The organism is Labilibaculum sp. DW002 (assembly GCF_029029525.1).
GTDB classification, from domain to species: domain Bacteria; phylum Bacteroidota; class Bacteroidia; order Bacteroidales; family Marinifilaceae; genus Paralabilibaculum; species Paralabilibaculum antarcticum.
The window spans coordinates 166,226-192,495 of the sequence record NZ_JAKJSC010000006.1; the positions used below are offsets into that span (position 1 = coordinate 166,226).

The 26,270-nt window shown below is 32.6% G+C and carries 22 protein-coding genes; 9 read left to right on the plus strand and 13 right to left on the minus strand.

The window, feature by feature from the left end:
* Nucleotides 1-22: 22 nt before the first annotated feature.
* Together L3049_RS18180 and L3049_RS18185 are read left to right on the plus strand one after the other, a co-directional pair.
* Nucleotides 23-1,558: an efflux RND transporter permease subunit gene (locus tag L3049_RS18180; protein ID WP_275111249.1), complete on the plus strand. Its 1,536-nt coding sequence runs from the start codon at nt 23-25 to the stop codon at nt 1,556-1,558.
* 358 nt (nt 1,559-1,916) lie between these two features.
* Nucleotides 1,917-2,507: a hypothetical protein gene (locus L3049_RS18185; protein ID WP_275111250.1), complete on the plus strand. Its 591-nt coding sequence runs from the start codon at nt 1,917-1,919 to the stop codon at nt 2,505-2,507.
* 28 nt (nt 2,508-2,535) lie between these two features.
* On the opposite strand, the gene L3049_RS18190 is transcribed toward L3049_RS18185, so the two are convergent.
* From L3049_RS18190 to L3049_RS18205, 4 genes are all read right to left on the minus strand, one after another.
* Complete coding sequence (locus tag L3049_RS18190; protein WP_275111251.1) at nt 2,536-3,948, minus strand: glycoside hydrolase family 16 protein; 1,413 nt, start codon at nt 3,946-3,948, stop codon at nt 2,536-2,538.
* Nucleotides 3,949-4,043: 95 nt separating this feature from the next.
* Nucleotides 4,044-4,868 carry an energy transducer TonB family protein gene (locus L3049_RS18195; protein ID WP_275111252.1) on the minus strand — a complete coding sequence of 275 codons (825 nt, stop codon included), beginning with the start codon at nt 4,866-4,868 and terminating at the stop codon, nt 4,044-4,046.
* A 162-nt stretch (nt 4,869-5,030) separates the two neighbouring features.
* Nucleotides 5,031-5,498, minus strand: coding sequence for a toxin-antitoxin system YwqK family antitoxin (locus L3049_RS18200; RefSeq protein ID WP_275111253.1), 468 nt, complete (start codon nt 5,496-5,498; stop codon nt 5,031-5,033).
* A 9-nt stretch (nt 5,499-5,507) separates the two neighbouring features.
* On the minus strand, nt 5,508-5,879 hold the full coding sequence (locus tag L3049_RS18205; protein ID WP_275111254.1) for a carboxypeptidase-like regulatory domain-containing protein: 372 nt from the start codon (nt 5,877-5,879) through the stop codon (nt 5,508-5,510).
* Between the two features lie 396 nt (nt 5,880-6,275).
* Between L3049_RS18205 and L3049_RS18210 the strand changes: the two genes are divergently transcribed.
* Entirely contained in the window at nt 6,276-6,827 is a 552-nt protein-coding gene (locus L3049_RS18210) for a ComF family protein (RefSeq protein ID WP_275111255.1), read from the plus strand.
* On the opposite strand, the gene L3049_RS18215 is transcribed toward L3049_RS18210, so the two are convergent.
* Together L3049_RS18215 and L3049_RS18220 are read right to left on the minus strand one after the other, a co-directional pair.
* Nucleotides 6,824-7,528, minus strand: a complete 705-nt coding sequence (locus tag L3049_RS18215; protein WP_275111256.1) for a response regulator transcription factor — start codon at nt 7,526-7,528, stop codon at nt 6,824-6,826. The genes L3049_RS18210 and L3049_RS18215 overlap by 4 nt on opposite strands.
* A 24-nt stretch (nt 7,529-7,552) precedes the next feature.
* Nucleotides 7,553-8,590 carry a sensor histidine kinase gene (locus tag L3049_RS18220; RefSeq protein ID WP_275111257.1) on the minus strand — a complete coding sequence of 346 codons (1,038 nt, stop codon included), beginning with the start codon at nt 8,588-8,590 and terminating at the stop codon, nt 7,553-7,555.
* A 597-nt stretch (nt 8,591-9,187) separates the two neighbouring features.
* On the opposite strand from L3049_RS18220, the gene L3049_RS18225 reads away from it, so the two are divergent.
* Together L3049_RS18225 and L3049_RS18230 are read left to right on the plus strand one after the other, a co-directional pair.
* Entirely contained in the window at nt 9,188-11,932 is a 2,745-nt protein-coding gene (locus tag L3049_RS18225) for a TonB-dependent receptor (RefSeq protein WP_275111258.1), read from the plus strand.
* A gap of 41 nt (nt 11,933-11,973) precedes the next feature.
* The gene (locus L3049_RS18230) at nt 11,974-13,959 is read left to right on the plus strand and encodes an autotransporter outer membrane beta-barrel domain-containing protein (protein ID WP_275111259.1); all 1,986 of its coding nucleotides are present in this window, start codon (nt 11,974-11,976) and stop codon (nt 13,957-13,959) included.
* Between the two features lie 75 nt (nt 13,960-14,034).
* Here the strand turns inward: L3049_RS18230 and L3049_RS18235 are convergent, their stop codons facing one another.
* Both L3049_RS18235 and hemW read right to left on the minus strand, forming a co-directional pair.
* Nucleotides 14,035-14,421, minus strand: a complete 387-nt coding sequence (locus tag L3049_RS18235; protein ID WP_275111260.1) for a rhodanese-like domain-containing protein — start codon at nt 14,419-14,421, stop codon at nt 14,035-14,037.
* A gap of 53 nt (nt 14,422-14,474) precedes the next feature.
* Nucleotides 14,475-15,611, minus strand: a complete 1,137-nt coding sequence (gene hemW / locus L3049_RS18240) for a radical SAM family heme chaperone HemW (protein WP_275111261.1) — start codon at nt 15,609-15,611, stop codon at nt 14,475-14,477.
* A gap of 190 nt (nt 15,612-15,801) precedes the next feature.
* Here hemW and L3049_RS18245 point away from each other — a divergent pair, with 190 nt between their 5' ends.
* The gene (locus tag L3049_RS18245) at nt 15,802-16,521 is read left to right on the plus strand and encodes a head GIN domain-containing protein (protein ID WP_275111262.1); all 720 of its coding nucleotides are present in this window, start codon (nt 15,802-15,804) and stop codon (nt 16,519-16,521) included.
* Between the two features lie 31 nt (nt 16,522-16,552).
* On the opposite strand, the gene L3049_RS18250 is transcribed toward L3049_RS18245, so the two are convergent.
* On the minus strand, nt 16,553-20,716 hold the full coding sequence (locus tag L3049_RS18250) for a phosphodiester glycosidase family protein (RefSeq protein ID WP_275111263.1): 4,164 nt from the start codon (nt 20,714-20,716) through the stop codon (nt 16,553-16,555).
* 157 nt (nt 20,717-20,873) lie between these two features.
* Here L3049_RS18250 and L3049_RS18255 point away from each other — a divergent pair, with 157 nt between their 5' ends.
* A complete protein-coding gene (locus tag L3049_RS18255) occupies nt 20,874-21,302 on the plus strand; it encodes a VanZ family protein (RefSeq protein WP_275111264.1) in 429 nt (142 codons plus the stop codon).
* Here L3049_RS18255 and L3049_RS18260 read toward each other — a convergent pair.
* The gene (locus L3049_RS18260) at nt 21,297-21,740 is read right to left on the minus strand and encodes an RrF2 family transcriptional regulator (RefSeq protein WP_275111265.1); all 444 of its coding nucleotides are present in this window, start codon (nt 21,738-21,740) and stop codon (nt 21,297-21,299) included. The genes L3049_RS18255 and L3049_RS18260 overlap by 6 nt on opposite strands.
* Before the next feature lie 130 nt (nt 21,741-21,870).
* Nucleotides 21,871-22,311, minus strand: a complete 441-nt coding sequence (rpiB, locus tag L3049_RS18265; RefSeq protein ID WP_275111266.1) for a ribose 5-phosphate isomerase B — start codon at nt 22,309-22,311, stop codon at nt 21,871-21,873.
* Between the two features lie 762 nt (nt 22,312-23,073).
* Here rpiB and L3049_RS18270 point away from each other — a divergent pair.
* Complete coding sequence (locus L3049_RS18270) at nt 23,074-23,454, plus strand: response regulator (protein WP_275111267.1); 381 nt, start codon at nt 23,074-23,076, stop codon at nt 23,452-23,454.
* 125 nt (nt 23,455-23,579) lie between these two features.
* Nucleotides 23,580-24,938 carry a Holliday junction branch migration DNA helicase RuvB gene (gene ruvB, locus L3049_RS18275; RefSeq protein WP_275111268.1) on the plus strand — a complete coding sequence of 453 codons (1,359 nt, stop codon included), beginning with the start codon at nt 23,580-23,582 and terminating at the stop codon, nt 24,936-24,938.
* Between the two features lie 52 nt (nt 24,939-24,990).
* Here the strand turns inward: ruvB and L3049_RS18280 are convergent, their stop codons facing one another.
* Together L3049_RS18280 and L3049_RS21690 are read right to left on the minus strand one after the other, a co-directional pair.
* Entirely contained in the window at nt 24,991-25,854 is an 864-nt protein-coding gene (locus L3049_RS18280; protein ID WP_275111269.1) for a sensor histidine kinase, read from the minus strand.
* A gap of 287 nt (nt 25,855-26,141) precedes the next feature.
* Entirely contained in the window at nt 26,142-26,243 is a 102-nt protein-coding gene (locus L3049_RS21690; RefSeq protein ID WP_425440824.1) for a bacteriocin, read from the minus strand.
* Nucleotides 26,244-26,270 lie beyond the last annotated feature (27 nt).

The window sequence follows — 26,270 nt, forward strand, 5'->3', positions numbered from 1 at the left end:
TCCAAAATCGGTTTATGTGACTATGGAATTACCATTAGGTACTGATATTCATAAAACAGATGAAGTTTCAAGCAGAGTTGAAAAAATTGTTAAGAAAACACTTGAGCCTTATAATGATATTATCCGTTCAGTTGCAACTAATGTTGGTTCTGGTAAAGGTGGTATGTTCGAAGCATCTCGTGCAGCAAACAAATCCTTAACTACAATCTCCTTTGTTGAGTTTAAAGAAAGGGGTGGAGTGAGTACTTCGGAATTAATGAAAGAACTGACTGGTAAGTTTAAAGGATTTGTTGGGGCGAAAATTTTCATTGAAAAGAACTCTGATGGCCCACCTGTTGGATATCCAATTAACATAGAGGTTTCGGGTGATGATTTTGAGAAATTATTAATCCAGGCAAATCGTTTAAAACAAAAATTAGACGAAGAAAGAATTCCTGGTGTTGAAGAACTAAAATTAGATTTGGATCAAGGTAAACCAGAAATGCTAATCAATATTGATAGAGATAAAGTTCGTCGTTTTGGCTTATCAACAAATCAAGTTGCCAGTGCACTTCGTAATTCTCTTTATGGTTTAGAAGTTTCTAAATTTAAAGATGGAGAAGATGAATATGATATTATGCTTCGATTAAGCGACAAATATCGATATGATGTGCCTGCACTTATGAATCAAAAACTGAATGTAATGAGTCCGGTAAGCAATCAAATGGTTCAATTACCAATCTCGGCAGTCACAACTTACAGCTACGGTTCTACATATGAGAGAATCAATAGAATTGAGAATACTCGTGTTGTTACGGTTTATTCAAATGTAGAAGAAGGCTTTAACGCAAATGAAATCAACACAAAAATTAGAGAGGCCTTAGCCGATTTCGAAATGCCTAAAGGTTATACACACAAACTAACAGGAGAGCAGGAAGAACAGGAAGAAACATCGGCCTTTTTAACACAAGCTTTATTAATTGCACTTGCATTGATAACCCTGATTCTGGTAACTCAATTTAACTCTGCAGTTAAGCCACTTATTATCATGATAACCGTACTATTTAGTACTATTGGTGTTTTCCTTGGATTAGGTACTTTCCAAATGCCATTCGTTATTTTAATGACAGGTATTGGTATTATATCCCTCGCAGGTATTGTTGTAAATAATGGTATTGTTCTGGTCGATTATATCGATTTACTTAGAAAAGAAAAAAAGGCTAATACAGATTTACAAGGAAGAAAATATCTGACTCCGCAACAAGAAATTGATTGTATCGCTCAAGCAGGAAAAACACGTTTACGTCCTGTATTGCTTACAGCTATTACCACGGTATTAGGCTTATTGCCTTTAGCTGTTGGTATGAACTTCAACTTTCTAACATTATTTACTGAATTCGATCCACAACTTTCATTTGGTAGTGATAGTACGGCTTTCTGGGGACCAATGTCGTGGACAGTAATCTTTGGATTAACTGTAGCAACATTCTTAACATTAATTGTTGCACCAGTCATGTTTAGAATTTCGACTCAAATAGAGCATCGATTTTACAATCTATTCTCTAGAAATAAAAAATAATTTAGATCTAAAAAAAGCCGGTAATAATTACCGGCTTTTTTTACAGACTTTCCCTTAAATTAACATAGGTCTCAAATTAATATCTGAAATAAAACTTGAATCGTTTAATTATAAAAAAAAACTTGCTATTTTTAACATAAATCTTAACCTGCTGATTTTATTGATTTTAGTACTATATTTATAAAAAATTAAAATCGAATTTTAGTCATGAAAAAGGATCGTTTAATCTAGAAAATAAGACGATAAATAAAAACAGATACCAAGGTTTTGCGCAGGAACATAATATTTCGTAAATTTTTAAATACTAGATTGTTACTACCGTTCAACCATATTAACCATATTAATAAAACTCTTAACCATGGAAATCGCCTCAATCATATTACAGATTATTACCCTAGCGGCACTTGCTTTCCTAATTTCTTATTTTATTCAAGATAAGAAAAATACCATAAGGGATAACAGCGAAAAGGATGTTGAAAAAACAAGCTCTGAGATCCCTGCTTCTGCAAATAATAACAATGAAAAACGGGAAGAATTCCTTCGAATTAATGCTTTTTTCATGAAAATATTATGCGAAAAGAAGAGTAAGAGTAATTTTAAGAAACTTCAGAAAGAGTTCCTTGAATTGGGTACTAGATTGTATTATTTGGCGTCAGAACGAACCATTAAGAAATTTTTAGAGTTTAAATCTTTAAGCTCATTTGTAGAAGGTACCGTGCACGAGCATAAAATTGCATTGCTTTGGTTTTCAGAATTCAATCTGTTACTACGAGAGGATTTAGGTTTAGAAACTTCTCCTGCACTAATTAAAGATTACCTAAATATCATTCTTACCTATTGGGATGAAGACGAAATGGAAAAAGAAGAATTGGATGATTTAAAATCACAACTCGCCGATTCAATCGATAATTATTTTAGTGTATTTAATGTAGGAACCTCATTAAATTAAAAAAGTGCCCTGAGAAAGGGCACTTTTTTTATTCGGTTTTTTTGTAACATCTAACCCAATCTATTTCGAGGGCTGCGTTAACACTTTGTTGCTCTTTAGTAACACCAAGACTAAAATTCAAATACATTGGTTCCTGTGGAACTCCTTCTGTTTGTGTCTTAACTACAACATCATTTATTTTCCAAACCAATTCATTTTGACTCCAATCCAAAGTATAAATAAAATATCCTTTCGAGGTATCAACACCTTTTATTTTAAACTGTTTTAAGCTCGGTTGAGTGTCCTTGCCCCAATAATTACCCATGAGTAATTTTCCATCAGGAGAGGTCTTTAAAACATCGACATGCGGTGTTTTCTTGTCGGATACCATCCAGAATGAATGATCAACTTGATTTGGGTTTGAAAGTTTAATTTTCGCCTCGAAACGACCATATTTTTGACGAAATGACTTTCCTGTATTAATAATGGCAGATGTGTAATCAAACTCCTTAGGAACAAATCCCATGCTAGGATTCCACATTAAACCTTCTTTCTTTTCTTTTCGAGCTTGAAGAACAATCGATGAACCTGAATGTTCAATATTCTTTCCATCCGTAAAAATATGCAAGTCAGATTCTAAACTGTAAGATTTATTTAAAAGTTCATCTGCCCAAAAATATTTATTTATCCACTTTTCAGAATCCAACTGCTTGTTATCAAATTCTTCCGAAAAGCTTAATTCCCATTTTTTTAGTTCGTCAAAAGAATTTTTCTTTTGAAGCGCAAAATACTTTTTAAACTTATCCGAAGCATTCAATCTTGTATATTCCTGAAGTTTTTCGAATTCTTCTGTTTTTTCAAATCGCTTTTTATCCAACAAAAAGTTTTTCTCTTTTTGGAATTCTTCAGAGGCAATCTTTTCCTCCAATTCCAGATAGGTTTTTAAATCTTTCGAACCATCAACTTCCTGATAAATTTTAAACGCTTTCGATTTCTCAAACTTGAAATAATCTTTAATTCGTTGCGAATTCTTCATCAATTTGAATTCATTCAATTCCTCTGCTTGTTCCTTTTTATTAAAACCTGCAGCATGAACAATCTTATCCAATTCTTGATATCGAGAAATCTCCTCTGACTCTTTAGTCATTTCGAAAGCTGAAAGTTCAGAAGAATCTTTTAATCGAAAATAAGTTTTGAATCGTTTTGACTTTTGAAACCGTTTAAATTTCTTTTCATCCGCAAAAAGATCGCTCTTTTTATAGCTTTTACTTTCTATCGATTTTCGATTTTTCTTGAAGTTTTCTGACAAGACAAAGGTCTCTAATTCATTAAATTCCTTTAATTCCTCTGATTTAGAAAAAGCTTTAAACTCTTCAAAGTCATTTTTCAATCCATCTCTTTTCTTTTCAAGACTAAGAGTATCAGAAGCTTTACGAAGTTTGTATGCTAAAAAAAAGGCCATAGTGAATTTATTTTTTTTGATAAAAACGAGTTCCCAATTTAAATATTATTGGTTAATAATCAATAATCTATTTTTATGCTTTATTAAAAACAGATTTATTGCTTAACAAACTGATAAGAAATTTTACCGGTTTGTTGTTCAGGACTACTAGTACTAACATTAAATCTTGTCCTTTTTGAAGCCTGTAAAGCAGCATCATACAAACAATCATCTTGTACGCCCGATTCAGTTTCTAAAACCTTCGATTGAATAACTCTACCGGCTCTATTTACCACGATTCTAACCACAATTAATCCTTCTCCTTCGCATTTAAATACAGGAATAGGAAGATAAATTTTATGACGACCCTCTAAATTGTAATATACACTACTTGGACCACTGTATTCGATACTTTCTAATGAATCCAAAAGCTTTTGTTTTTCCCTTGCCTCTTCTGCAGAAATACTATCTTTTTTAAACTCATTTAAATCACCAGAACCTTCTGCCGCATCATCAGAACCATATTGCTCCAAATCTTTTCGGATGTCATCAATCATTTTATCCAAATTCTTTCTCGGGTCAGAATCGGACTTTTTAACATTTTGGTTTACGGCTATTGAACGAAGAAGTTCGTCTACACTTTTACTTATTTCTGAATTTTTTTCTTCAATTGCTTCTTCAATTTTTTCTTGCTCCTCTTTTAAGAATTGCTCTGCCAGCTCTGCAGGGATGTCAATAAATATTTCCGTCTCCAAAAATTTTGTTTTCGTGCTTAATTGAAAAGCCAATAGCATAATTATAACGACCATATGGAAAGCAATAGTGCCCATTACACCATATTTATTTCGTTTTAAGAAACCAATAAATTCAAGGTACAGGAATACGAAAAAGGCAAGCAAACCTTTAAATATATTCTTGAATATGCTAACAAGTGAATTCATTCTTTCTTCCTCTATTAATTTCGTTTTGCAATATTAACGATTCTAATACAAAATTATTAACAATTCTCGGGTATCCATAATATTATTGCAAAAGGTATCGCATAAAAAAAGCCGCTTAACTATTAAGTAAGCGACTTTTTTGAACTTTTATTATTGAATTTACTAAAACTTCCGTTCTTTTATTAAGTTTCCATCGGCATCCCAAATGTACCAGGTTCCAATTTTGTCTCCTTCACTGTATTCCATCTCATATCTTTTAACACCATTATCGTCCCAGATATACCACTTGCCATGTTTCCTATTCCCTTTGTAATTTGCCTCAGCAATTTTAACAGATTTATCATTCCAAGTAATCCACATTCCATCCATTAAGCCTGCTACATAAGAACGAACTTCCTGAACCTCTTCGTTTTCAAAAAAAAGGGTAATTTTCCCATTACGTTTTCCCTCTTCCAAGTTCATTTCGATTCTTTTGGTACCACTTTCATAAAATTCAGTATAGGTTCCCGTATAAAGATCTCCTGCAGTAGTATAATATAATCCTTCGATTTCTTCAATTGCTTGTGAAAAAGAATGGTTAGTCAACAGACAAAATAAAATACCTAATATTACGCTTACGTTTTTAATCATTACGCTTAATTAGTCCTTTTTTAGTACCAAACGGATTACATTGTTTACTCCGCTTACATTTACATTTTTCAGCTTATTATCGGTATAAGAAATATAGTTCGATAATACATTGTAATTACCTGGAACTACATTGCTAATTTTAAAATTTCCATCGAAATCAGTATAAACTGTTTCATTAGAACCCTCGAAACGAATTGCAACTCCAGCAAGAGTTTCACCTGTTTCAGTATCCAAAACAACTCCAGATAAACTTGTGGTGTTAATTGCTGCCATTTCAGCAGTTTCCATTTCTTTGTCACCCTCAGGTGTTACTACTTTAATTGCCTTACTTTCAAGACCTAAAACAAGTAGTACTGCAAAAAGGAATACAAATTTTTTCATGTTTTTAGTATTTTCAATTTTAATACTGGGAGTTCGTATTAGCAATAACTGAATGCCTTTTTTCTCCTTAATAATTAACTTAATTTTATTACTTTTAGTGATATAATGATTCGTCAAACCAACTATCATTCTATTACACCAACAAAAATAGATCAGTTTGAACTGATTTGAATTAGAAGAAACTTATCAAACTTTTAATTTAGCGTTAACTTTTTATTGAGGAAATATTACAAATCGAACACCATGAGTAAAAAACATTCTATTTCAACATGGTTCAGCGCATTCATAAATTTATTTTATCCACGTTTATGTGAATCGTGCAGTAATTACCTGTTTAAAAGTGAGGTGTGTATTTGTACCAGGTGTTTGTTCCATTTGCCAAAAACCGATTTTCATTTGGAAAAAAACAACCCTGTTTCCATATTGTTCTGGGGAAGAGTTAAAATTAAGTATGCAGCATCCTATTATACCTTTAGCAAAGGGAGCCAATTTCAAAATCTGATTCACAAATTAAAATACCATAACAAGCAAGAAATTGGAATTGCACTGGGAAGGCATTTTGGAGAAAGTTTGAAAAATTCAGAATTTTTTAAAGATATTGATTTGATTATACCTGTACCACTTCATCCTAAAAAGGAAAAAATAAGAGGATATAATCAAGCTAATTTGGTAGCAATAGGCCTAAGTAAATCAATGCAAAAACCTGTTCAAACAGCTAATTTGATTCGCTTGGTTCATACCGATTCGCAAACGAAGAAAAACAAACTAGAGCGCTGGCAGAATGTGGAGAGTATCTTTGAACTTATGGATCCAACTTTATTGGAAAACAAACATATTTTATTGGTTGATGATGTGGTTACAACAGGTTCAACACTTGAATCCTGTGCTCATGCAATATTAAAAGCAGAAGGAGCACAGGTTAGTATTGCAACATTGGCTTATGCCTAATCTACATCTACAAATTTGTATCCAACACCTTTTACAGTTTGGATAAAGCGATCGCCAATTTTTTCTCGTAGTTTTCGGATATGAACATCAATGGTTCTATCACCTACAATAATTTTTTCGCCCCAAATAGCAGCGTAAATTTCATCGCGAGTAAATACTTTTTCCGGACGAGAAACAAGTAAAATTAACAACTCAAATTCTTTCCTTGGTAATGAAAATTCCCTTCCATTTTGAATGATCAAATAACGTTCTCTATCAATTGAAATGTTGCCAATTGTTATGATACTAGTAGATGGATTTGAATCATCACTTGATATGCGACCAGTTCTTTTTAAAAGTGCTTTTACGCGACTCAAAAATACCTTTGGCTTGATTGGCTTATTGATATAATCGTCTGCTCCAGCATCAAATCCAGCAATCTGCGAATAATCTTCACCTCTCGCTGTTAAAAAAGAAATCAAAACATCTGTAAAATCAGGAAGTGATCTTATTTTTTCGCAAGTTTCGATGCCATCCATTTCTGGCATCATTACATCCAAAATAATTAAATGAGGATGAAACTTTTTGGCTTTTTCAATCGCTTCTTTACCATTTCCTGCTGTTGATACTTGAAATCCTTCTTTCTTAAGATTGTAACTTAAAAATTCAAGAATATCCGGTTCATCGTCTACCAATAAAATTTTGTAATTATTACTTTCCATCTTACTATTGGTTATTTAGTATTTTTATTTCGATTTGTTTAATGTAAATGTAAAACTAGATCCTTCACCGTAATTACTACTTACATTAATGTTTTGATTGTGCCCATCAATAATATGCTTAACGATGGCAAGTCCCAATCCAGAGCCGCCCATATTTCTTGATCTACTTTTATCAACACGATAAAATCGTTCAAAAATTCTGGGTAAATTATCGGCTTCAATTCCAATACCATTATCTCGAACTTCAATCAATATGTTTTTATCCATGCTCATTACCTCGATATGGGTTGTTCCTTTGTCTTTGCCATACTTAATGGAGTTAACGATTAGGTTATTTAGTACCTGGAAAATTTCTTTTTTATCAGCATAAACAAAAATCGAATTGCTATCCTCTTGAGAAAAAATCAACTTAACACCTTGCTTTTTCGCACGCATTTCCTGCATTTCGAGTACCTCATTTATTAAATCGATAATATTAAAGCGTTCGAAAATTAATTTAAGTTCTCCTGATTCCAATTTAGAAATCACTTCTAAATCTTTTACAATCGTAATCATTCGATTAATACTCTTCTCTGTTCGTTCCAAGTATGCACGGTTAATCGATTTATCTTCTAAACCACCATCTAATAAAGTAAGAATGTATCCTTGTATATTGAAGATAGGAGTTTTTAATTCGTGAGAAACATTTCCAATAAACTCTTTTCGATATTTTTCTTGTTTCTTTAATTGAGAAACCAGTGAACCTCGTGTTTCACTCCATTCTTGTACCTCTTTTTCTACTTTTTCAAGTGCATCTGTATTTTGAACTTTATTCGACAATTCTTTATCGATGACCTGTGTATCATGAATTGTTTTGTAAAGCATCCTTATTTTAGAATACAAAAAACGATTTACCAGATATTTACTCATTGCATAAACTGAAGCACCAACAATTGCAGCAAACAAAAATAAATACCACACATTATAGGGCAAAAAAGCAATAAAACAGTATTGCAATACGATAAGTGCTATTACAAATATGCTCAGGTAAATATTAACTCTATTTGATGAAATCAATTTCATTTTAAAAATTCTTATTGGGTTTTCATTCTCAATTCTTCAATTTACAAGCTGTTTAACTACTTATAGAACTCAATTTATAGTTGAAAAGCACACCTTCTATTTGTTTAGCAAATATTTAAATAAAAGTAAGATAAAAATCAAAATCCATGTTAACTTTTCGTTAATCTTATTGTTATTCAGGACTTTGAATTTTAACAAAATCTTAATATTTAAGACACAAAAATAGAAAGTTGTATCAGAAAATTAAAGAATCAATTTTCTTTTAATCTCAATTCATTTTTTTCTAAAAAATCTTCATTATTTAAAAAATCGACTCCAAAAAACTTGTAAAATTAATGCAATATCATTGTAATGAAATCGAAACAAACAAAACCCTTAAATACTCATTATGAAATCATTGAATAGGCATGATAGTTTCTTAAGTTAACTTTCTATTTAGGTTTTATTTACATACGAGTCATCATCTAACCTTTCCTTAACACAGGAGGAGTGTATTGGTAATTTTTACTTAAAACACCCTTATCATTCTGATCATATTTCTTCCCTAACATCGCAGTGTAAAAGAAAGAAAAAAACGTATTGACTTATTTATTGAAAATGATTAAACAAGTATTCCTAGTTTTAGTATTAACAATTTCTTCGATTGTTGTGTTTGCGCAAAAGGGAAGCGTAAGAGGAAATGTAAAAGACGGAAAAACCGGAGAAACCTTAATAGGAGCATCAGTTTACATTGATGGTACTACCATAGGTACAGTTACCGATTTTGATGGTAATTATACCTTACTAAACGTGCCAACGGGAAGTGTAACTGTTAAGTGTTCATTTATATCTTACGAAACATCATTAAAGGAAGACATTACGGTAAACGAGGGAAATTCTGTTTCTGTTGACTTTATAATGGGAGAATCAACTGTTGCTTTGGCAGATGTTAAAGTTATAGCAAAAGCCAACAGAGAATCAGAAGTGGTTCTATTAATAGATCAGAAAAAATCAATTGGAATTAAACAATCCATTGGCGCACAAGAATTAGCAAGCCAAGGAGTTTCCAATGCAGCAACTGCAGCTTCAAAAATTTCTGGAGTTACCAAAAATGAAAGTTCGGGCAACGTCTACGTAAGAGGATTGGGTGATCGTTACCTATCAACTACGATGAATGGCTTACCAATACCATCTGATGATGTTGAAAAGAAAAATATCGATCTGAATCTATTTTCGACAGAGCTTATTAAAAATGTTAGCATTAAAAAAACCTATTCTGTTGAGAATTATGGAGATTTAACTTCAGGTAATATTGATATTGCATCAAAAACATATAGCGACAAGCTAAGTATTAGCCTAAGTACAAAGGCAAATAGCAATGTAATAAAAAGTGGTGTTTTCGATAATTTGAAAACGACTAGAAACTACCACGATCAAACTTTAGGCTTTGCAAACAAAAAATACAACACGGCAAATGCTGTTAGCAATCAATCCTGGAATAGTAAAACAAGAAAATTTCCTTTAGGATATGATTTTTCAATAATTGCTGGAAAAAAATTCAAACTGTTCCAAAACGATTTATCTGTTTTTGCAACTCTTTCTCACGAATCAGAATCGGCCTACTCGGATGGTGTATTTAAAAAATATCGTTCGAATGTATTAGATAATTCATTTACTGATGCCGAAACATATAAAACAAAAATCAACACAACTGGTCTAGTAAATCTAACCTACGATTTTAACCCAAAAAACAGCATTAGTCTAAATACCGTTTGGGTTCATAAAACTTCAGATGAATTATACGAACAAGGAAGAAATGGTGAAGGTTATGTATTCGATCAAGATCCACAAGAAGATGGTGCTTTTGTTAGAGACCAAAATTTGAAAGAGACTGATTTATTAATAAGTCAATTATTGGGATCGCATAAGATCGGTAAAAAAAACAAAGTGGATTGGGCTGTGGCTTACAATAAGGTAACAGCAGATGAACCTAACCGCATTCGAAACGAGGTAAATATTCTTGACGAGAATACTGTTCAATTTGCTCACGTTGGAGATTTTCAACAAAGAAAATCACAGCAAAATATCGAAGATTCTGAAATTAATGGCTATTTAAAAGATGAGCTAAAATTCATTGATCAAGACGATAAAAAATTGAAACTAAACTTTGGTGGAAACTTCAGAATGAAGGATAGGGATTTTAATTCATTATTTATTGGAGTTAGAGCTAAGGGAGTTCAGGTAGCTTCAATTGATAATTTAAATGAAGCCTTGCTCAATACAAGCTTATACAATAACAACACATTAATTGTTCGCGAAAGAAAACCAGATTTCTACAATGCCAATTTAAATGTTTATTCCGGATATGTAAATGCTGATTTTCAATTGAATAATTTTTCAGGAAATATAGGAGTTCGTTACGAAAAAGATGAGCTTGAAATTGATTGGGATGTGGCCAATTTTGTAGGAAGAATTGGTAATCTTTCAAACAAATACGATAATATTTTACCAGCCTTAAATTTAAAATATCAGTTAAGCGATAAAACTGCACTCCGACTAGCTGTTAGCAAAACAATTACGCTTCCTGAGTTTAAGGAATTAGCTCCATTCGAATACGTATCACCAACTGGTCGTGTAACAAAAGGTAATCCTGATCTTAAAAACTCTGAGAATTACAATTTAGATGTAAAGTGGGAAATGTTTCCAACTGCTAAACAATTATTCTCAGCATCGGCATTCTACAAAATGATTAATGATCCAATTAATCTTGCCCTTACAAGAGGTTCGTCGGGAAACTTTATTTACGAAAACACTGGAGATAAAGCTGATGTTTATGGTATTGAATTAGAGACAAGGTTTGCTTTAATAAAGCCTGAAAATTCGGAAATGCCAGAGTTAAATGTGGTGTTAAACGCAAGCAAAATGTGGTTCAAACAGGATCTTCTTGAAGATTTCCAATACAATAATAAAACAGAAACCGATCTGCAAGGAGCTTCAGATTTTATCTTCAATGGTACTGTGAGTTTCTCAAATAACAAAGAAAACGAATTTCAGGGAGCAATTACAGCTAACTATTCGTCAGATAAAATATTTGCCTTGGGTGCACCTGAAGATAAAACCTATAGCGACACATTTTTCAATAATGAAATTATTGAAAAGGGATTTGTAACACTTGATATGGTAATCAGCAAACAATTATCAGATCGATTCTCTATTAAACTTTCCGGAAAAAATTTATTGAATCCAAAAATAGAACAAACTCAAGAGATTCAACCAACAAACGGAGAGACTTCAAACCAAATAATTAAGTCTTACAAAAAAGGGATCAGCCTCAGTTTAGGACTTAAAATCAATTTGAATTAAACAAACTAAATAACTTTTTATACTTCAAAATTGTAATCAAAATGAAAAAATTAACGGTTAAAATCTTAGGTCTGGCAATCTTAGCAATGCCTTTTTTATCAAGTTGTTCGGATGATGATGATGATCCAGTTCCTACTCCTGTAGAAGAGGTAATTGAATTGTTGCAAACTGGTAAAATGAAAGGTAAACTAAGCGAAAATTTTACGCTTAATGCAAGTATGCAATACGAACTTACAGGTTCATTTATTGTTCCTGAAGGCTTAACACTTACAATTCCTGCAGGAACTGAAATTATTGCTGATAATGGTGGTACTGATGTTTATATTGCAGTATTAATGGGCGGAAAAATCAACATTAACGGTACTACATCAAGCCCTGTTGTTATGACTTCGGCGAATAGTAATGCAGGTGACTGGGGTGGATTAACCATTTGTGGTAAAGCTACAACTACTGCTGGTGCCAATTCAGAAGCTGAAGTAGGTGGGTTTATATATGGTGGTTCCGATGATGCTGATAATTCAGGTTCAATAAAAAACTTGGTAATTACAGGTACTGGAGCTCAGATTAACTCTGAATCGCAATACAATGGTGTTTCTTTTTACGCAGTAGGTTCTGGAACCACAGTTGAAAATGTAGCTGTAATTAATGGTGCTGATGATGGTGTTGAATTTTTCGGTGGAACTGTTTCTGTAACGAACTTGTTCTTACAAAATAACGAAGATGACGCTATCGACTGGACCGAAGGATGGAGCGGAACAATTACCAATGCATATGTCGAGCATACAATTGAAGATTTCTCAACTGTTGTTGAAGGTGATAAAGTAAATAACAATCCAAAAATTATAAACCTAACAGCTGTTTCAACAACTGGAGGAACTGCTTTACAATTCAAAAAAGAATCTGGTGCTACAATTACAGGTTTATCTTTAAGTGGATATGCTAAAAGTATCGATATGAAGGATAATGGTCCTTTAGCAAACGTAATTATTGAAGGCGCTGCAGCAGAAGTTGCAAATAGTTACAATACCGACGCGACGGTAGATCCATCAAGTTGGACTTGGGTAGATGTTAAAGTTGCACAAGTTGAAGAATTATCGGGTAATGTAACAAGCGATGTTACTTTGGATGCTTCGAAAGCTTACCGTTTAACTAGCTCTTACATTGTACAAGATGGTGCTTCTTTAACAATACCGGCAGGAACTAAAATTCATGCCGATGCCGGAGGTACAGAAGTTTATATTGCTGTATTAATGGGCGGAACAATCAATATTAATGGAACTTCAGATAATCCTGTTGTTATCTCATCTGACCAAGGTCAGCCAGGTGACTGGGGTGGGTTAACCATTTGTGGAAAAGCTACAACTACTGCCGGAGCAAACTCTGAAGCTGAGGTTGGCGGATTTATCTATGGTGGAACAACAGATGATGACAATTCAGGATCAATTCAGTATTTAGTTATCAAAGGAACTGGTGCTCAAATTAACTCAGAATCACAATACAATGGTGTTTCTCTTTACGCTGTAGGTTCAGGTACAACAATCAAAAATGTAGCCGTAATTAATGGTTCTGATGATGGTGTAGAATTCTTTGGTGGCACTGTTTCGGTAAGCAATCTTTACTTGGAAAACAACGAAGATGATTCTGTAGACTGGACTGAAGGTTGGAATGGTACAGTGACTGACACTTACATTTCTCACACAATCGCTGGATTTTCTACTGCTTTCGAAGGAGATAAAATAAACAACAATCCTAATTTTGTAAATGTAACAGCCATTTCTACCGTTGGAGGAACAGCTTTGCAATTTAAAAAAGAATCAGGTGCTACAATCACAGGTTTACACCTTGTAGGTTACGATGTTGATCTTGATATGAAAGATGCAGGCGCTTTAGCTAATGTACAAATTTCCGGTGCTAAGGCTGATGCAACATTACTTGCAGGAGAAACTAAAAAATACACTTTAAATAGTGGCAAAGATGCTGCTAAGGTAGATATTTCAGGATGGTCATGGATCGAAGCTGATTTGTAATCAAAATATAAGTAAAAATAAGAAAGGCAGATCTTTGGAAGGTCTGCCTTTTGTTTTTATATTTTTGGTGTACCCTTATTCCAATCCTAATCCACTTTGTAACCATGCATCCAATCCTCCATCCAGAGAGCAGACCTTTATTTTATATTTCTCATAAATCATTTTACCAGCATCTATACTGCGATAACCTTCTTTACAATACAAAAGGTAAATTTTTGACTTTCCATGGGTATCTATCAAATGAAACAAATCTTTGGAAGTTTGCGCCAAGTGAGCTCCTTTAATATGCCTCATTTTAAAGTCTTTTCTACAACTCACATCAATAAGTACAGCATTTTTATTCAGTTGTAAGATCTGGTTGAATTGCTTCGGACCTATCACTTGAATGGTATCAGTTTGCGAATAAGTACTAGCTATACCTAACACAAAAAAGAATAGTAAAAAAGTATATATTGATTTCATTCCACTAAATATCTAAGAGTTTCTAATCTATTAACGATCAAATTTTTGATCTATTACTCATCCTCCACCCAAAAAAATTCAGACATTATATCATTTGATATAAAAACCCCTTCATCGCAAAGAATAAGCGAGTTCCCATCTTGTCGAACATGATTAGATATTATGTATTTTTCAGCCTTCGCAAGGCAATGATTATACAATTGATCGCCAAAGTCTTTGCGAACAGTTTCCAAATCCATTCCCCAATAAGTACGTAAAGAAGTTAAGACAAAATCATTAAAACGATCGTAAAAACTCAAATGTTCCTTCTCTGAAAATTCAGCTTCCTCTTTAATTGCTTTTATATACTTGTAATTATGGGCAATATTCCACTCTCTCTCCTTTAAATTAAAAGAATGCGCCGATGGTCCAATTCCCAAGTATTTCTCTTGTTTCCAATAACTTGAATTGTGTTTTGAAATAAATCCTTCTTTAGAAAAATTAGAAATCTCATAATGATGAAATCCATTTTCTCGTGCTTTGTCTATCAAGTATTTAAATTGTTCAAAACTCTGTTCTTCATCCAACTCTACCAATTGTCCTTTTTCCAATTTTTTGGTGAAAATGGTGTTCGGATCGAACATTAAATGATAAGAAGAGATGTGTTGAATATCCAATTCAAAAACCAAGTCTAAATTCTCTATCCATTTCTCCATACTTAAGCCTGGAACCCCGTAAATCTGGTCAACAGAGATATTATCAAAGCCAAACTCCTGAGCCCTGCGAATAGCCTCAAACGCCTCTTTTCCAGTATGCCTTCGATTCATCAAAATCAAATCTTCATCATGAAAAGACTGAATTCCAACACTAAGTCGGTTTACAGGAGTATTTTGCAAAGCTCTTAAATAAGTTTCGCTTAAATCATCTGGATTAGCTTCTAAGGTAATTTCAGCATCCGAGTCAATAGTAAAGTATTTGGCCACTTCATCAATCAAAGATTCAATTTCATGTGGCTGATAAATAGAAGGTGTTCCGCCACCAAAGTAAATAGTAGCAACCGATTCCTCACCCAAATAATCTTTTCTGTATTTTAATTCCTTTTTAAAACACTCCAACATCTCTTCTTTTGCCTGTAAAGAGATACTCTTGTGAAAAGCACAGTAGTGGCAAAGTTGCTTGCAAAATGGAATGTGAAAATATACTCCCGACATATCTATCTATTTTTCTGCAAGGTAAATTCATTTCGTTTATTTTCCTTCCAGAAAGAAAAATAAATAAATTCTTTCTATCTTTTACTATTCACACTTTAAGACAAATTTGATTAAAGGTGCAACAGTTTCCTTCTTTAATCGTCTTTTCTTTAAACAACCTAAGCTTAAAGTGTAATTAAAAGTGACTGATATGAAATTAATTCGAAAAATAAGTTCAACATTATTACTTGTATTCATCAGCTTCTTATTCGTGCTACCTGCACAGGCAGATGGGATAAAAGGAAATGGAAATGTACAATCTGAAGAGAGAGAAGTAAGCAGTTTTGAAACCATTAAAGTAAATGGAGCTTTTACAATTTACCTTTCACAAGATGATGATTACAGCCTTAAGGTAGTTGCAGATGAAAATTTATTAGACATCATTAAAACCAAAGTAAAAGGTGATGTTCTTTACATCTCAACCGAGAAAAGCATCTACAAATCGAAAGAAATGAAATTGTATATCGGCTTTAAACACCTTAGCGGATTAAAAGCCAACGGTGCTATTTCTTTAAAAAGTGATCAAATGCTTCGTTTTGATGAACTCGATATAGAAATTAATGGTGCTTCTACAGCAGAATTACAACTTACTGCGAATCGATTATCGATTGATAACAGCGGTGCATCTACCATTAAATTAGCAGGTAAGTGTGAAGAAGTTTCTATCGATATTTCGGGTGCTGGAAGTGTTAGTGCATACGATTTGGTAGCCAAAAAAGGGAGTATCGATATAAGTGGAGTTGGCAGCGGAAAAGTTTGTGTAAAAGATGATCTTAGAGTAAATATTTCGGGCATTGGATCGGTAAAATACAAAGGAGAACCTAAAATTACCAGTGACATTTCTTTCCTTGGAAGTTTGAAAAAGTACTAATAAATGAAATTATATAATTAAGTAAAAGGGATCATTTAGATCCCTTTTTTTTATAGCCTATAATTGCATTCGAAACTGCTCTTGGTTCAGGCGGTAAAGAGTAAATATTTCGTTCGTACTGAGAATTGTAAGGTGAAATATTAAGTGTTTCCCCATTTACGACTAAGGTTGAACTTCCTCCTGGATCAAATCCCATTGCTTTCTGCATGCCATTTTGCAATAGGATATCTGCCATATCATGATGTCTAGCTCCTACTGATTCGCGAATTCTACCATTAATAGTTAAAACACTCAAATCCCCTTTTGCATCAATTCCTACGGCAATCTTAGGTCCACGCATATCCGTAAAATCCAAACGAGCGGCTTGTGTTTTTATCGAATTACTTGTTTTCCAACCTTCCATTTCCATATCAATACATTGCTCACCATTCTCTAATAACATTGGTCCTGCTTCAACAGCATGAAGTACATGCTCCAATCCGTTTACATGGATTTTTAGTTTGGTATCAACTTCTGGTAGCTTCTTTTTTAGAATGCTTTTGGGTATTGACAGAGTCAAACCAACTGGTATTTGACAAATTGATTCTTGATCTTTTATTACTTCTTTAACGGTACTTCCAGCCAAACGAATCAAAATACAATTTGCAGCGGGAATTGTTTCTTCACCATACATTAAATCAAAATAGCAACAATTTTCCTCGTCCCAATTGTTGTAGTTTTCACTCGAAAACTCGTATTCAATTCCTTCAATTGTTACTTTCAATCCAGATTTACAATTTACTCTTTGCAGATCGATCTGACCATCTTTTGTAATCAACAAAGCTGGCTTATTAAATAAGGGAGCACTCAACAATTCACCATCAGATATCAATAAGCCAAGCGGTGATCCAATATACGATTCTGGTAATCCTAGCTTACCAACCAACTCTGGATTTAAGATATATCCACCGTTCCAAGCAATTTTTGCTTCTGCTTGATTTTCCAATTCAAAATCCTTCACAAAATCAACTACCGTTTTTGTTTTTGGGGAACTAATGGCTGCAAATTCCCAATCTTTAGAATCTAAATTTGCCTTAGCCATAACCCCATTCCATGGATTACCATCTTCATAAATTCCAGTAACAAAAGAATAATTGACTTCCTTATTCTCCTTTTCATTTGAGGAAAGCTTATTCAAAACCAATTTTAGTGGCGACCCACTTGTAAGTGCATCTTCTTTTATTGTTTCAAAAACTTTATCTTCTCCATGCTTTTCACAAAGTGATTTAAAAAGCTGTGAATGCAATAAGTCTGAAAAATCTTTCGATGTTTGAATTGGAGTTGGGTAGGCCAAGGTAGTTCTTACCCCAGCTGGCACATACTGAATGTATCCTGTTCCATTCGGAATTCCCATTATATTGGCTGCCAAATCTGTTGTTACCATACCAATGTGAAAACGATCAATATTCAAAATATCGGTCATAAAAGTGGCATTCCTTCTATTGGAAATCAGATATCCACCTTGTTCCATTACTTCTCGTAAAACAGCTATTGCTTTCTCTCCCATTTGTGGAATATGAATCCCTAATGTTAAAGACTCATTTGTAATTACTTGAAGAATATCATGATCATAGAGTAATTTCAATTCTTCATCAAATCCACTCTCAATAAAATTCTTAATATCTCTTTTAGTTGTCCAATTGGTAAGGGCTGTTTTAGGAGCAAAAACATAAATATTTGCAATTTTTTTATTTTCAATTACTTCTAAAGTAATTGGTTCGTGCATATCAATTCCAAATCTATTTTTAATTGAATTCAGCACAAAATACTCCAATTCATACTTCACATATTTACCTGGAAAATATGCCATCGGAACATTCTCTTTTAATTTTTCAAATAAAAATTTTCGATCGTCAATGGCTATTTCAGAACATGAGGTTAATTGCGATAAAGCCAAGTTTCTATCTAAAAAGAAACGAGATGCACCATTCACTTTACGACCAACCTTCTCTGTTAAAATTTCCGATTGTAAAACGTTAACCATACCAGACAATTCCTGATGTGTTAAATCGTGAAATGCATAATGATTCTTGTTCCTATGACGATAAGTAAAGGAATGATCATGCCTAATATCCAATTCATTTTTACGAATCAAAAACAAATTATCTACTGCATTATAAAAGTCATGAACGATTTCTTCACTTAAGCTATCTCTTTTCGGATGTTCTAAAATTTGCTTTCGCGCAAAGTAAAAAATAAACCCTTTTATTTCTTGCTCCTCTTTTCGAAATGCACTTGGATCTATCAAAGATTTCAAATAAAGCATTAAACCCAATCGTCCATAACCAGGTAAATAATGCCTATTTTTTGTATTCAGTAAAGCTTCGGTATCCGCATTTTTGAAGTTCAGTTTTTCAGTAAAATCATCAAATAAAACTTCCACACTAGTTAAATTTTCCGTATTCGACTTTAATTGATAATGTAGCTTTTCCAAAATGATATTAATACTCAAATCGAGGGAGCTAAAACTATAGCGCTTTGCTAAAACATCCTTATTGTGTCTAACATGCTTATGATGAAGATGCGGAAAAAACACTTTCTCAATCACCTCTTGAACATGAGAATCATTAATTTTCTGACCTTCAAATTCAATTACCCGTAAGCGTTCATTTTCTGGTAAATGTTCACCTATTACTTCTGAATAAACATTTTCTGGTTGATACCTTCTGCAGAAAATTGGAATACCTGCTGCGGCCGATTCAATAATAGGCAAGCCTCTTCCTTCTGTTTTCGATGGCAAAAGAACCAAAGATGAAATACTATACAATTCTGGAATTCCAATCGGATTTTCAAAATGGTCTTTAAAGCGCTTTTTATCCATTTCACTAAACAAGAATCCGAGGTATATTCTTTTCCTAAATTCAATATCTATTGATTCTAATAAGGCTTCAAAACGTTGTACTAATTTCACGTAGTAAGGATATTGTCCTGAAGGAATAGGTCCTGTTACTAAAATGGTAATCTTTAAATCATCCGACTCACGAACCTTAGTTTGCAGACTTTTCACTTCGAACATTTTCCTAATTAATTCGAAATTTATTTCAATTCGCTTTCTAGAAACAACTCGTGTTGGTTGCAAAAAAATGATATTTTCCGAAAGAAATTTATGCATTGCTTTCGTCTTGTACCCTATATAAATTGGTTCTGGATTTTTCCGATTGACCAATTTATAATCCAATACATCTTTAACGGAATAGCTAATTAATGCATCCTCATTATATCTACTCAGCATTTTTTCCATCTGATACATGGAGTTTATTCTGCTGCGTTTATTAATATTTGAATAATCTCTTATTTCTACAGCTGTTCCAATTTCAGTAACATTAGCTGGGTTGTGTCCATTCTTATATATTAGATGTTCACTTTGCTTCCTATTGATATTTACATTCATCCACGAACGAGATTCCCATGGATACAATACTTCTATTATTGAAAAAACCTCTCCTAAATGTGAATTCATAAAAAAGAAATCACGTGGTCCTTTTTTTAATCCCTTTACTTCTTTATCTATTTCGGAATTACCACCTTCCCAATAAAAATCATGATTGTTATTAATTACAGGAATACCCATAAATTCCGAAACCAAAACATTTGCCAAGGCCAGAGAAACGTTCCCAGGATTAGAACAGGCATTGATTAGATATAACATTCCAATGTCATTCTCCTCAATGTATTTTCCTAACTTTTCACAAATTAATAATGTTTGGGACCAAAACTTAATAATCAGTTCATTATACTTCTTACTTCCTCTTTCTAATTTTGTAAAAAAGAAATCTTTATACAAAGTCCAATCATCGAAACCTTGTATTTCCTCGATAGTAAATGTTTTTGTTTTTGAATCTATCAGTTTATCTGACTCTGGATAAAACTTCCCTGAAATATAATGTACAGGAAGATTTTTGGCTATGTTATTACGAAAAGCTTTAGCATACTTTTCTATTTCAATACTAACCCCATCAATTGAAAAATAAAAAGTAATAAAGGCTATTCCTTTTGTATTAAGATTAGATTTAAAGCTAGTAAATGATTGATTGAACTCAACTACTGGTGTATGTTTATTCTCCTTAAATCGATCAATAAATAAACCTAGATCGAACCAAGTTTTTATTTTTTCATTACTTAAAATATGCATCATTTCAGCAGTAGAATTCCTCATATATCATCTAAATTAGTTTAACAATATTTGTTCAACTAATAATTTACGAAAAACTCTATTACTGATCAAAATAAAAGACCACTCATTTAAAATTTAGGTGATAATTAAACAATATTAAAAATGCTTATTACCTTTGGTTGTCATCAAATTTTCACAAATGAAATCAAAACTGTTTTGGCGCAATATTCTTTGGGCTATCATCATATTTATTCTTTGTTCTATTCCTGGAGATGATCTGCCAAAAACTTCAATGGTAAGCATTCCTCATTTCGATAAGCTTGTTCATTTTGGAATGTTCTTTATAATGGGGATCTTTTTAATTGCTGAGATACGATATCAAACTAAATTTAAGAAACCAATCAGAGTTGGTATCGCACTTGGTTTAATCGCAATTTATGGAGGCTTTATTGAATACCTACAGCAAAACTTTTTTACAAATAGGAGTGGAGACTTTTTGGATTTGTTAGCTGATGTTATAGGAGGTTTGTTAGCAATCCTATTATATCCTTGGATAAAAAAACAAAAGGACTTACTTTTGAATCGTAAGCCCTTTTGTAATTATTCTTTTCTTAAGAAGATTTTATAAACTGATATATTCTTCAGTACCTTCAATTTCAGTAATTAATTTCCCTACTGTTCTGTCGTTAAACAAATCGTAAAGTTGCTGGCGAATACCACCAAACTGACCGTGTACCGGACATGGATCTTGGTTGTTGGTATCGGTTTTGCAAGGACGCATACCAATTAAACAATTCTCAAACATATCAAGTCCATCTACAATCTCAACGATATTCATCAAGCTAATTTCCATAGGATCCTTACCCAAACCAAAACCACCATGTGGTCCTTTAGTTGAGCTAAGGAGTTTTTGTCTGGCTAAGCTTTGAAGAATCTTACCCAAAAATGGAGTAGGAATTTCTAAATCTTCAGATATCTTTTTAATACCGATCTTCTTACCATCCTGAGCATTTAAAGCCAAATAGATAACCGATCGGATTGCGTATTTACAAGTATTCGATAACATTCTTATTCTTTCTATTTTACTCCACATTCATCTAACAATCAGGACAAATATAATAATATTTACCCCTAATAAAGCATCTTTAATTCTTTTAATCCTTATTTAGATTCTGTTTATCAAAACAAAAAAGAAGTTATTTAACCGCAATTTTATCTACTCTGTTCTGATGTCTACCACCCTCAAAATCAGTAGATAAAAATATGCTTGCTATTTTTTCAACTTCTTCGAAAGAAATAAAACGAGCAGGTATTCCACATACATTTGCATCATTATGCAATCTTGCCAATTCAGCAATTTCAGCATTCCAACACAAAGCTGCACGAATTTCTTGATGTTTATTAGCAGTCATTGTAATACCATTTCCACTTCCGCAAAGCGTAAATCCGTATTTAAATTTACCGGCAGCTACAGCTTCAGCTAAAGGATGTGCCGTATCAGGATAATCCATACTGTCTTCCGAATCGCATCCAAAATCCATTATTTCATATCCTCTTTCTTTTAATAATTCACCCAGTTTATTCTTAAATTGAAAACCTGCATGATCCGAAGCAATAGCTACTTTAATTTTATTCATTTCTAATTTAATTATCAGAATCAGGTAAATAAGAACAATGTTGTTCTTGCCTTAATTCTACATTTTTCACATTAAAATATTCATTGTTTAAGACCACAAAACTACGTAAAATAACTTAGTAGATTCAAAAAAAAATTACTCACTGAAGTTTTCCTGATATTCACATTAACTTAATCTTCAAAAATACAGTAAATCTGGACCTTACACGATCATTTACACTTTATAAACAATGTTATTCACATTCCGTTAACATACTGTTGATTTTTCCTTACTAAATATTCTAATCTTTTCCTTGGAACATATGATTTCTTGTCTGTATAGAAAAAAAACATACTCGCACCAACTTTATTTTTCAATTCTAGAATCCAATATCTCAACAGGTTTTCAACAGTATGTTAATATCAATAATAACATTTTTCATTAACAGCTACACTTATTAACAACATGTTAATATCGTTGTTATTTAATTGTGTTTCAATAGGCCTAAATTAACAATGCCTGTTAACTTCGTGTTATTAGACTAAATTTTAAGAAAAAAACAATAAAACAACAGATCTCTTACCAACACTATTAACAGGATATTATAATCATCTTATTTTTTAGAAAATTTAAAAAAAAAAATAATAATATAAAGGGTGTTAATAGTAGTTCAAATATGAATTGAAGTTTGTTTTTAGATCTGACGATAAGTTCACTTGATTAATTAATCTTTGCTATGATTTTCCTATCTTGCATTCCATTGAAAAATCCACAAAAGAAAGTATGAGCTGGGAGACAAAAAACTATTCCATTTTACTCGTTGAAGATAACAAGCTAAATCAAACTGTCGTTAAATTTACGTTGAAACGATATGGATATTTAATTGATGTTGCAAATAATGGTTTTGAAGCAATAGAGAAATTTAAGAATGGAAAATACGATTTTATTTTGATGGATATCATGATGCCAGAAATGGATGGATTAGAAGCCACAAAAGAAATTAGAAAATTAGAATCAGAGGAGCAGATTCCGATCATTGCTTTAACAGCAGATATCATGATTGCTAATGAAGAAAAATGTCTTAAAAATGGAATGAATGCTCATATTACGAAACCTTTCGAAATTGAAAGTTTGTTTAAAGTGCTAAAAAGTCTAGATCTTTAAATAAATTTGCAGCTTTAATTTTCAGAACTGGATTTTCAGACTATTCAAAAAATCATCCTATTTCTGTTTGCTTTTATTCAAATTACCAGAATGAATTATTGGTAGTAAAAAAAAAAATGCTTCGAATGGAAGATCACCTTGATATCAGAGACAATAATTTTTCAGACAACGAAAAAGAATATGAGAAGAAGCTAAGACCTCTTGAATTTGAAGATTTTAGTGGACAGCAAAAGATTGTTGAAAATCTGGATATTTTTGTGAAGGCTGCCAAGATGCGTGAAGAAGCTTTAGATCACGTTTTGTTACACGGACCTCCGGGACTTGGAAAAACAACTTTATCGAATATTCTTGCCAACGAATTGGGGGTGGGAATTAAAATAACTTCGGGTCCTGTTTTAGATAAGCCAGGAGATCTTGCCGGACTTTTAACCAATCTGGATGAGAACGATGTTCTTTTCATTGACGAGATACACCGTTTAAGCCCCATAGTCGAAGAATATTTGTATTCTGCTATGGAAGACTTCAGAATAGATATTGTGATTGATAAGGGGCCTGCAGCACGTTCAATTCAATTGGAGTTAAATCCATTTACATTGATTGGTGCGACGACTCGTTCTGGTTTATTAACTTCACCACTTCGTGCAAGGTTTGGAATCAATTCACATTTAGAATATTACGACTTATCTATATTGACTCAAATTGTAAAACGATCGGCAAAAATTCTTGATGTTAAAATTACGCATGAAGCAGCTGGTGAAATTGCTTCAAGAAGTAGAGGAACACCGCGTATTGTAAATGCATTGCTTCGTCGAGTTCGTGATTTTGCTCAGGTGAAAGGGAATGGATCTATCGATATAGAAATTACTCAATATGCCCTGGAAGCTCTAAATATCGATAAGCATGGCTTAGACGAAATGGATAATAGAATTCTAAACACAATCATCGATAAATTTAAAGGAGGCCCAGTTGGAATTACTACCATTGCAACTGCAGTAAGTGAAGATGCGGGAACCATTGAGGAAGTTTATGAGCCATTTTTAATCAAAGAAGGATTTATAAAACGAACTCCCCGAGGGCGTGAAGTTACAGCATTGGCTTATTCACATTTGGGAAATCCAGTTTTAACGACCCAGAATTACTTTTTTAAGATTACTATGACTAAAATATTATCAGCACTCTATACCATAGCAACAGTATTAATTATTGTTGGAGCTTTATTTATTTTACAAAATGAAACTTATGGTCTGTTTGTTTTGTGCTCAGGACTAGTTTTAAATATCGTTTATCGATTTACAACTTTGGATTATGCTCGTGTAAAATCTTTAAAAATTCTGGAAATTTTTCGCTTGGCTAATATTTTTTTGATGATAGTTGCCTGCTTAAGTTTTATGATAGGTTCGGATCAAAAATTCAATTTCTTAATTATTAGTATTGTTTTAGATCTTTTGCTCAACTTGAAAGAAATCTCATTCAAAACAAAATAGAAAAAGGAGCTTGTGACCAGCAAGCTCCTTTTATATTAACCTAGTAATTTACCTAAATAGCAATATTCTTTTTAATAGTAGATAAAGAATATATATCGTTTATATTTCGTTTTAAAATTGCTTCTATTTTTTCTTTGAGTACAACGTTTGCTTCCGAATATTTTAATGGTATTGTAAAATAAAAGATAGAACCTTGTCCTGGATGTGAATCAATAAATAGTTTTCCACCTAAAAATTTCACATTCTCTTTACACAAACTCAAGCCTAAACCAGCTCCAGAGTATACTCGAGTGTAAGAGTTATCCACCTGAGTGAATTTATTAAATATTTTTTCTTGTTCTGCTTTGCTAATTCCAGGACCAGTATCTTTTACGTAGAAAAGAATGTTGTTTCTATCCTGTATTGCACAACCAAAATCAATCTCACCTTTTTCGGTGAACTTAACAGCATTTTCTAGAAGATAAGATAATACATTTGTTAGTTTTTCAAGATCAGAAAAGATTTTGATCTCTTGAATATCTTCTGTAAAATTAAGAATGAGCCTTTTTTGTGACTCACTAATATTTTGTCCAAAAATAGAATACAGTTTTATGAATAAAGTGTGAATGGTGATTTCTGATTCTTGGAATTCCATTGCTCCACTTTCTAATTGGGAAAGTTCTAGTATTCTATTGAAAAGATCTAATAGTTCTTTACTACTAGCATTTAAAATATGAGTAAATTCATTTCTATCATCTTTAGAAAGGGAATCGTCTCGCAATAATTCTGAAGCACCAATAATTGCATTCATCGGCGTACGAATCTCATGTGACATGTTTGCTAAAAAGGAATTTTTAAGCTCTTCTGCTTTTGCAGTTTTTGCTTTTTCCTCTTGAAGCAGTTTTTCCAGTTCTTTATATGTAGGACGTTTCTCCATGCAAATGAATTTGGTCTTAATAATAGAGTTTAATTAGTATTCTGTTTTCACACTACTAAAAACAAAGTGAACTAATTTTATTAGTATAATTTTTTATAGGAAATTGGTATGGGATTTATTTAGACAAGACAATCGTCACAAATCGACACGTCATTCATTTCATTTTCACCACCAGTTAGGAGGTTCATTTCTTGCGTGGATATTTCTTCAAATTCATGCATGGGCTCAGTAAATATAAAAAAGACTACTGACTTTATCAAAATAATTGAAGAACGATTCTTTTTGTTTTAAACAAGTATGTCTTCACACATAGACACGTCATTCATTTCGTTCTCACCACCTTTAATGTTTTGTAATTCTTCTTGCGATACTATTTCAAAATTTTTCATACTATTTGGTCTTATTGGTCAATACTA

Coding starts and splice junctions, on each gene's coding strand:
- L3049_RS18180 (WP_275111249.1), top strand. CDS start 23: ATGGAATTACCATTAGGTACTGATATTCATAAAACAGATGAAGTTTCA.
- L3049_RS18185 (WP_275111250.1), top strand. CDS start 1,917: ATGGAAATCGCCTCAATCATATTACAGATTATTACCCTAGCGGCACTT.
- L3049_RS18190 (WP_275111251.1), bottom strand. CDS start 3,948: ATGGCCTTTTTTTTAGCATACAAACTTCGTAAAGCTTCTGATACTCTT.
- L3049_RS18195 (WP_275111252.1), bottom strand. CDS start 4,868: ATGAATTCACTTGTTAGCATATTCAAGAATATATTTAAAGGTTTGCTT.
- L3049_RS18200 (WP_275111253.1), bottom strand. CDS start 5,498: ATGATTAAAAACGTAAGCGTAATATTAGGTATTTTATTTTGTCTGTTG.
- L3049_RS18205 (WP_275111254.1), bottom strand. CDS start 5,879: ATGAAAAAATTTGTATTCCTTTTTGCAGTACTACTTGTTTTAGGTCTT.
- L3049_RS18215 (WP_275111256.1), bottom strand. CDS start 7,528: ATGGAAAGTAATAATTACAAAATTTTATTGGTAGACGATGAACCGGAT.
- L3049_RS18220 (WP_275111257.1), bottom strand. CDS start 8,590: ATGAAATTGATTTCATCAAATAGAGTTAATATTTACCTGAGCATATTT.
- L3049_RS18225 (WP_275111258.1), top strand. CDS start 9,188: ATGATTAAACAAGTATTCCTAGTTTTAGTATTAACAATTTCTTCGATT.
- L3049_RS18230 (WP_275111259.1), top strand. CDS start 11,974: ATGAAAAAATTAACGGTTAAAATCTTAGGTCTGGCAATCTTAGCAATG.
- L3049_RS18235 (WP_275111260.1), bottom strand. CDS start 14,421: ATGAAATCAATATATACTTTTTTACTATTCTTTTTTGTGTTAGGTATA.
- hemW (WP_275111261.1), bottom strand. CDS start 15,611: ATGTCGGGAGTATATTTTCACATTCCATTTTGCAAGCAACTTTGCCAC.
- L3049_RS18245 (WP_275111262.1), top strand. CDS start 15,802: ATGAAATTAATTCGAAAAATAAGTTCAACATTATTACTTGTATTCATC.
- L3049_RS18250 (WP_275111263.1), bottom strand. CDS start 20,716: ATGAGGAATTCTACTGCTGAAATGATGCATATTTTAAGTAATGAAAAA.
- L3049_RS18255 (WP_275111264.1), top strand. CDS start 20,874: ATGAAATCAAAACTGTTTTGGCGCAATATTCTTTGGGCTATCATCATA.
- L3049_RS18260 (WP_275111265.1), bottom strand. CDS start 21,740: ATGTTATCGAATACTTGTAAATACGCAATCCGATCGGTTATCTATTTG.
- rpiB (WP_275111266.1), bottom strand. CDS start 22,311: ATGAATAAAATTAAAGTAGCTATTGCTTCGGATCATGCAGGTTTTCAA.
- L3049_RS18270 (WP_275111267.1), top strand. CDS start 23,074: ATGAGCTGGGAGACAAAAAACTATTCCATTTTACTCGTTGAAGATAAC.
- ruvB (WP_275111268.1), top strand. CDS start 23,580: ATGGAAGATCACCTTGATATCAGAGACAATAATTTTTCAGACAACGAA.
- L3049_RS18280 (WP_275111269.1), bottom strand. CDS start 25,854: ATGGAGAAACGTCCTACATATAAAGAACTGGAAAAACTGCTTCAAGAG.
- L3049_RS21690 (WP_425440824.1), bottom strand. CDS start 26,243: ATGAAAAATTTTGAAATAGTATCGCAAGAAGAATTACAAAACATTAAA.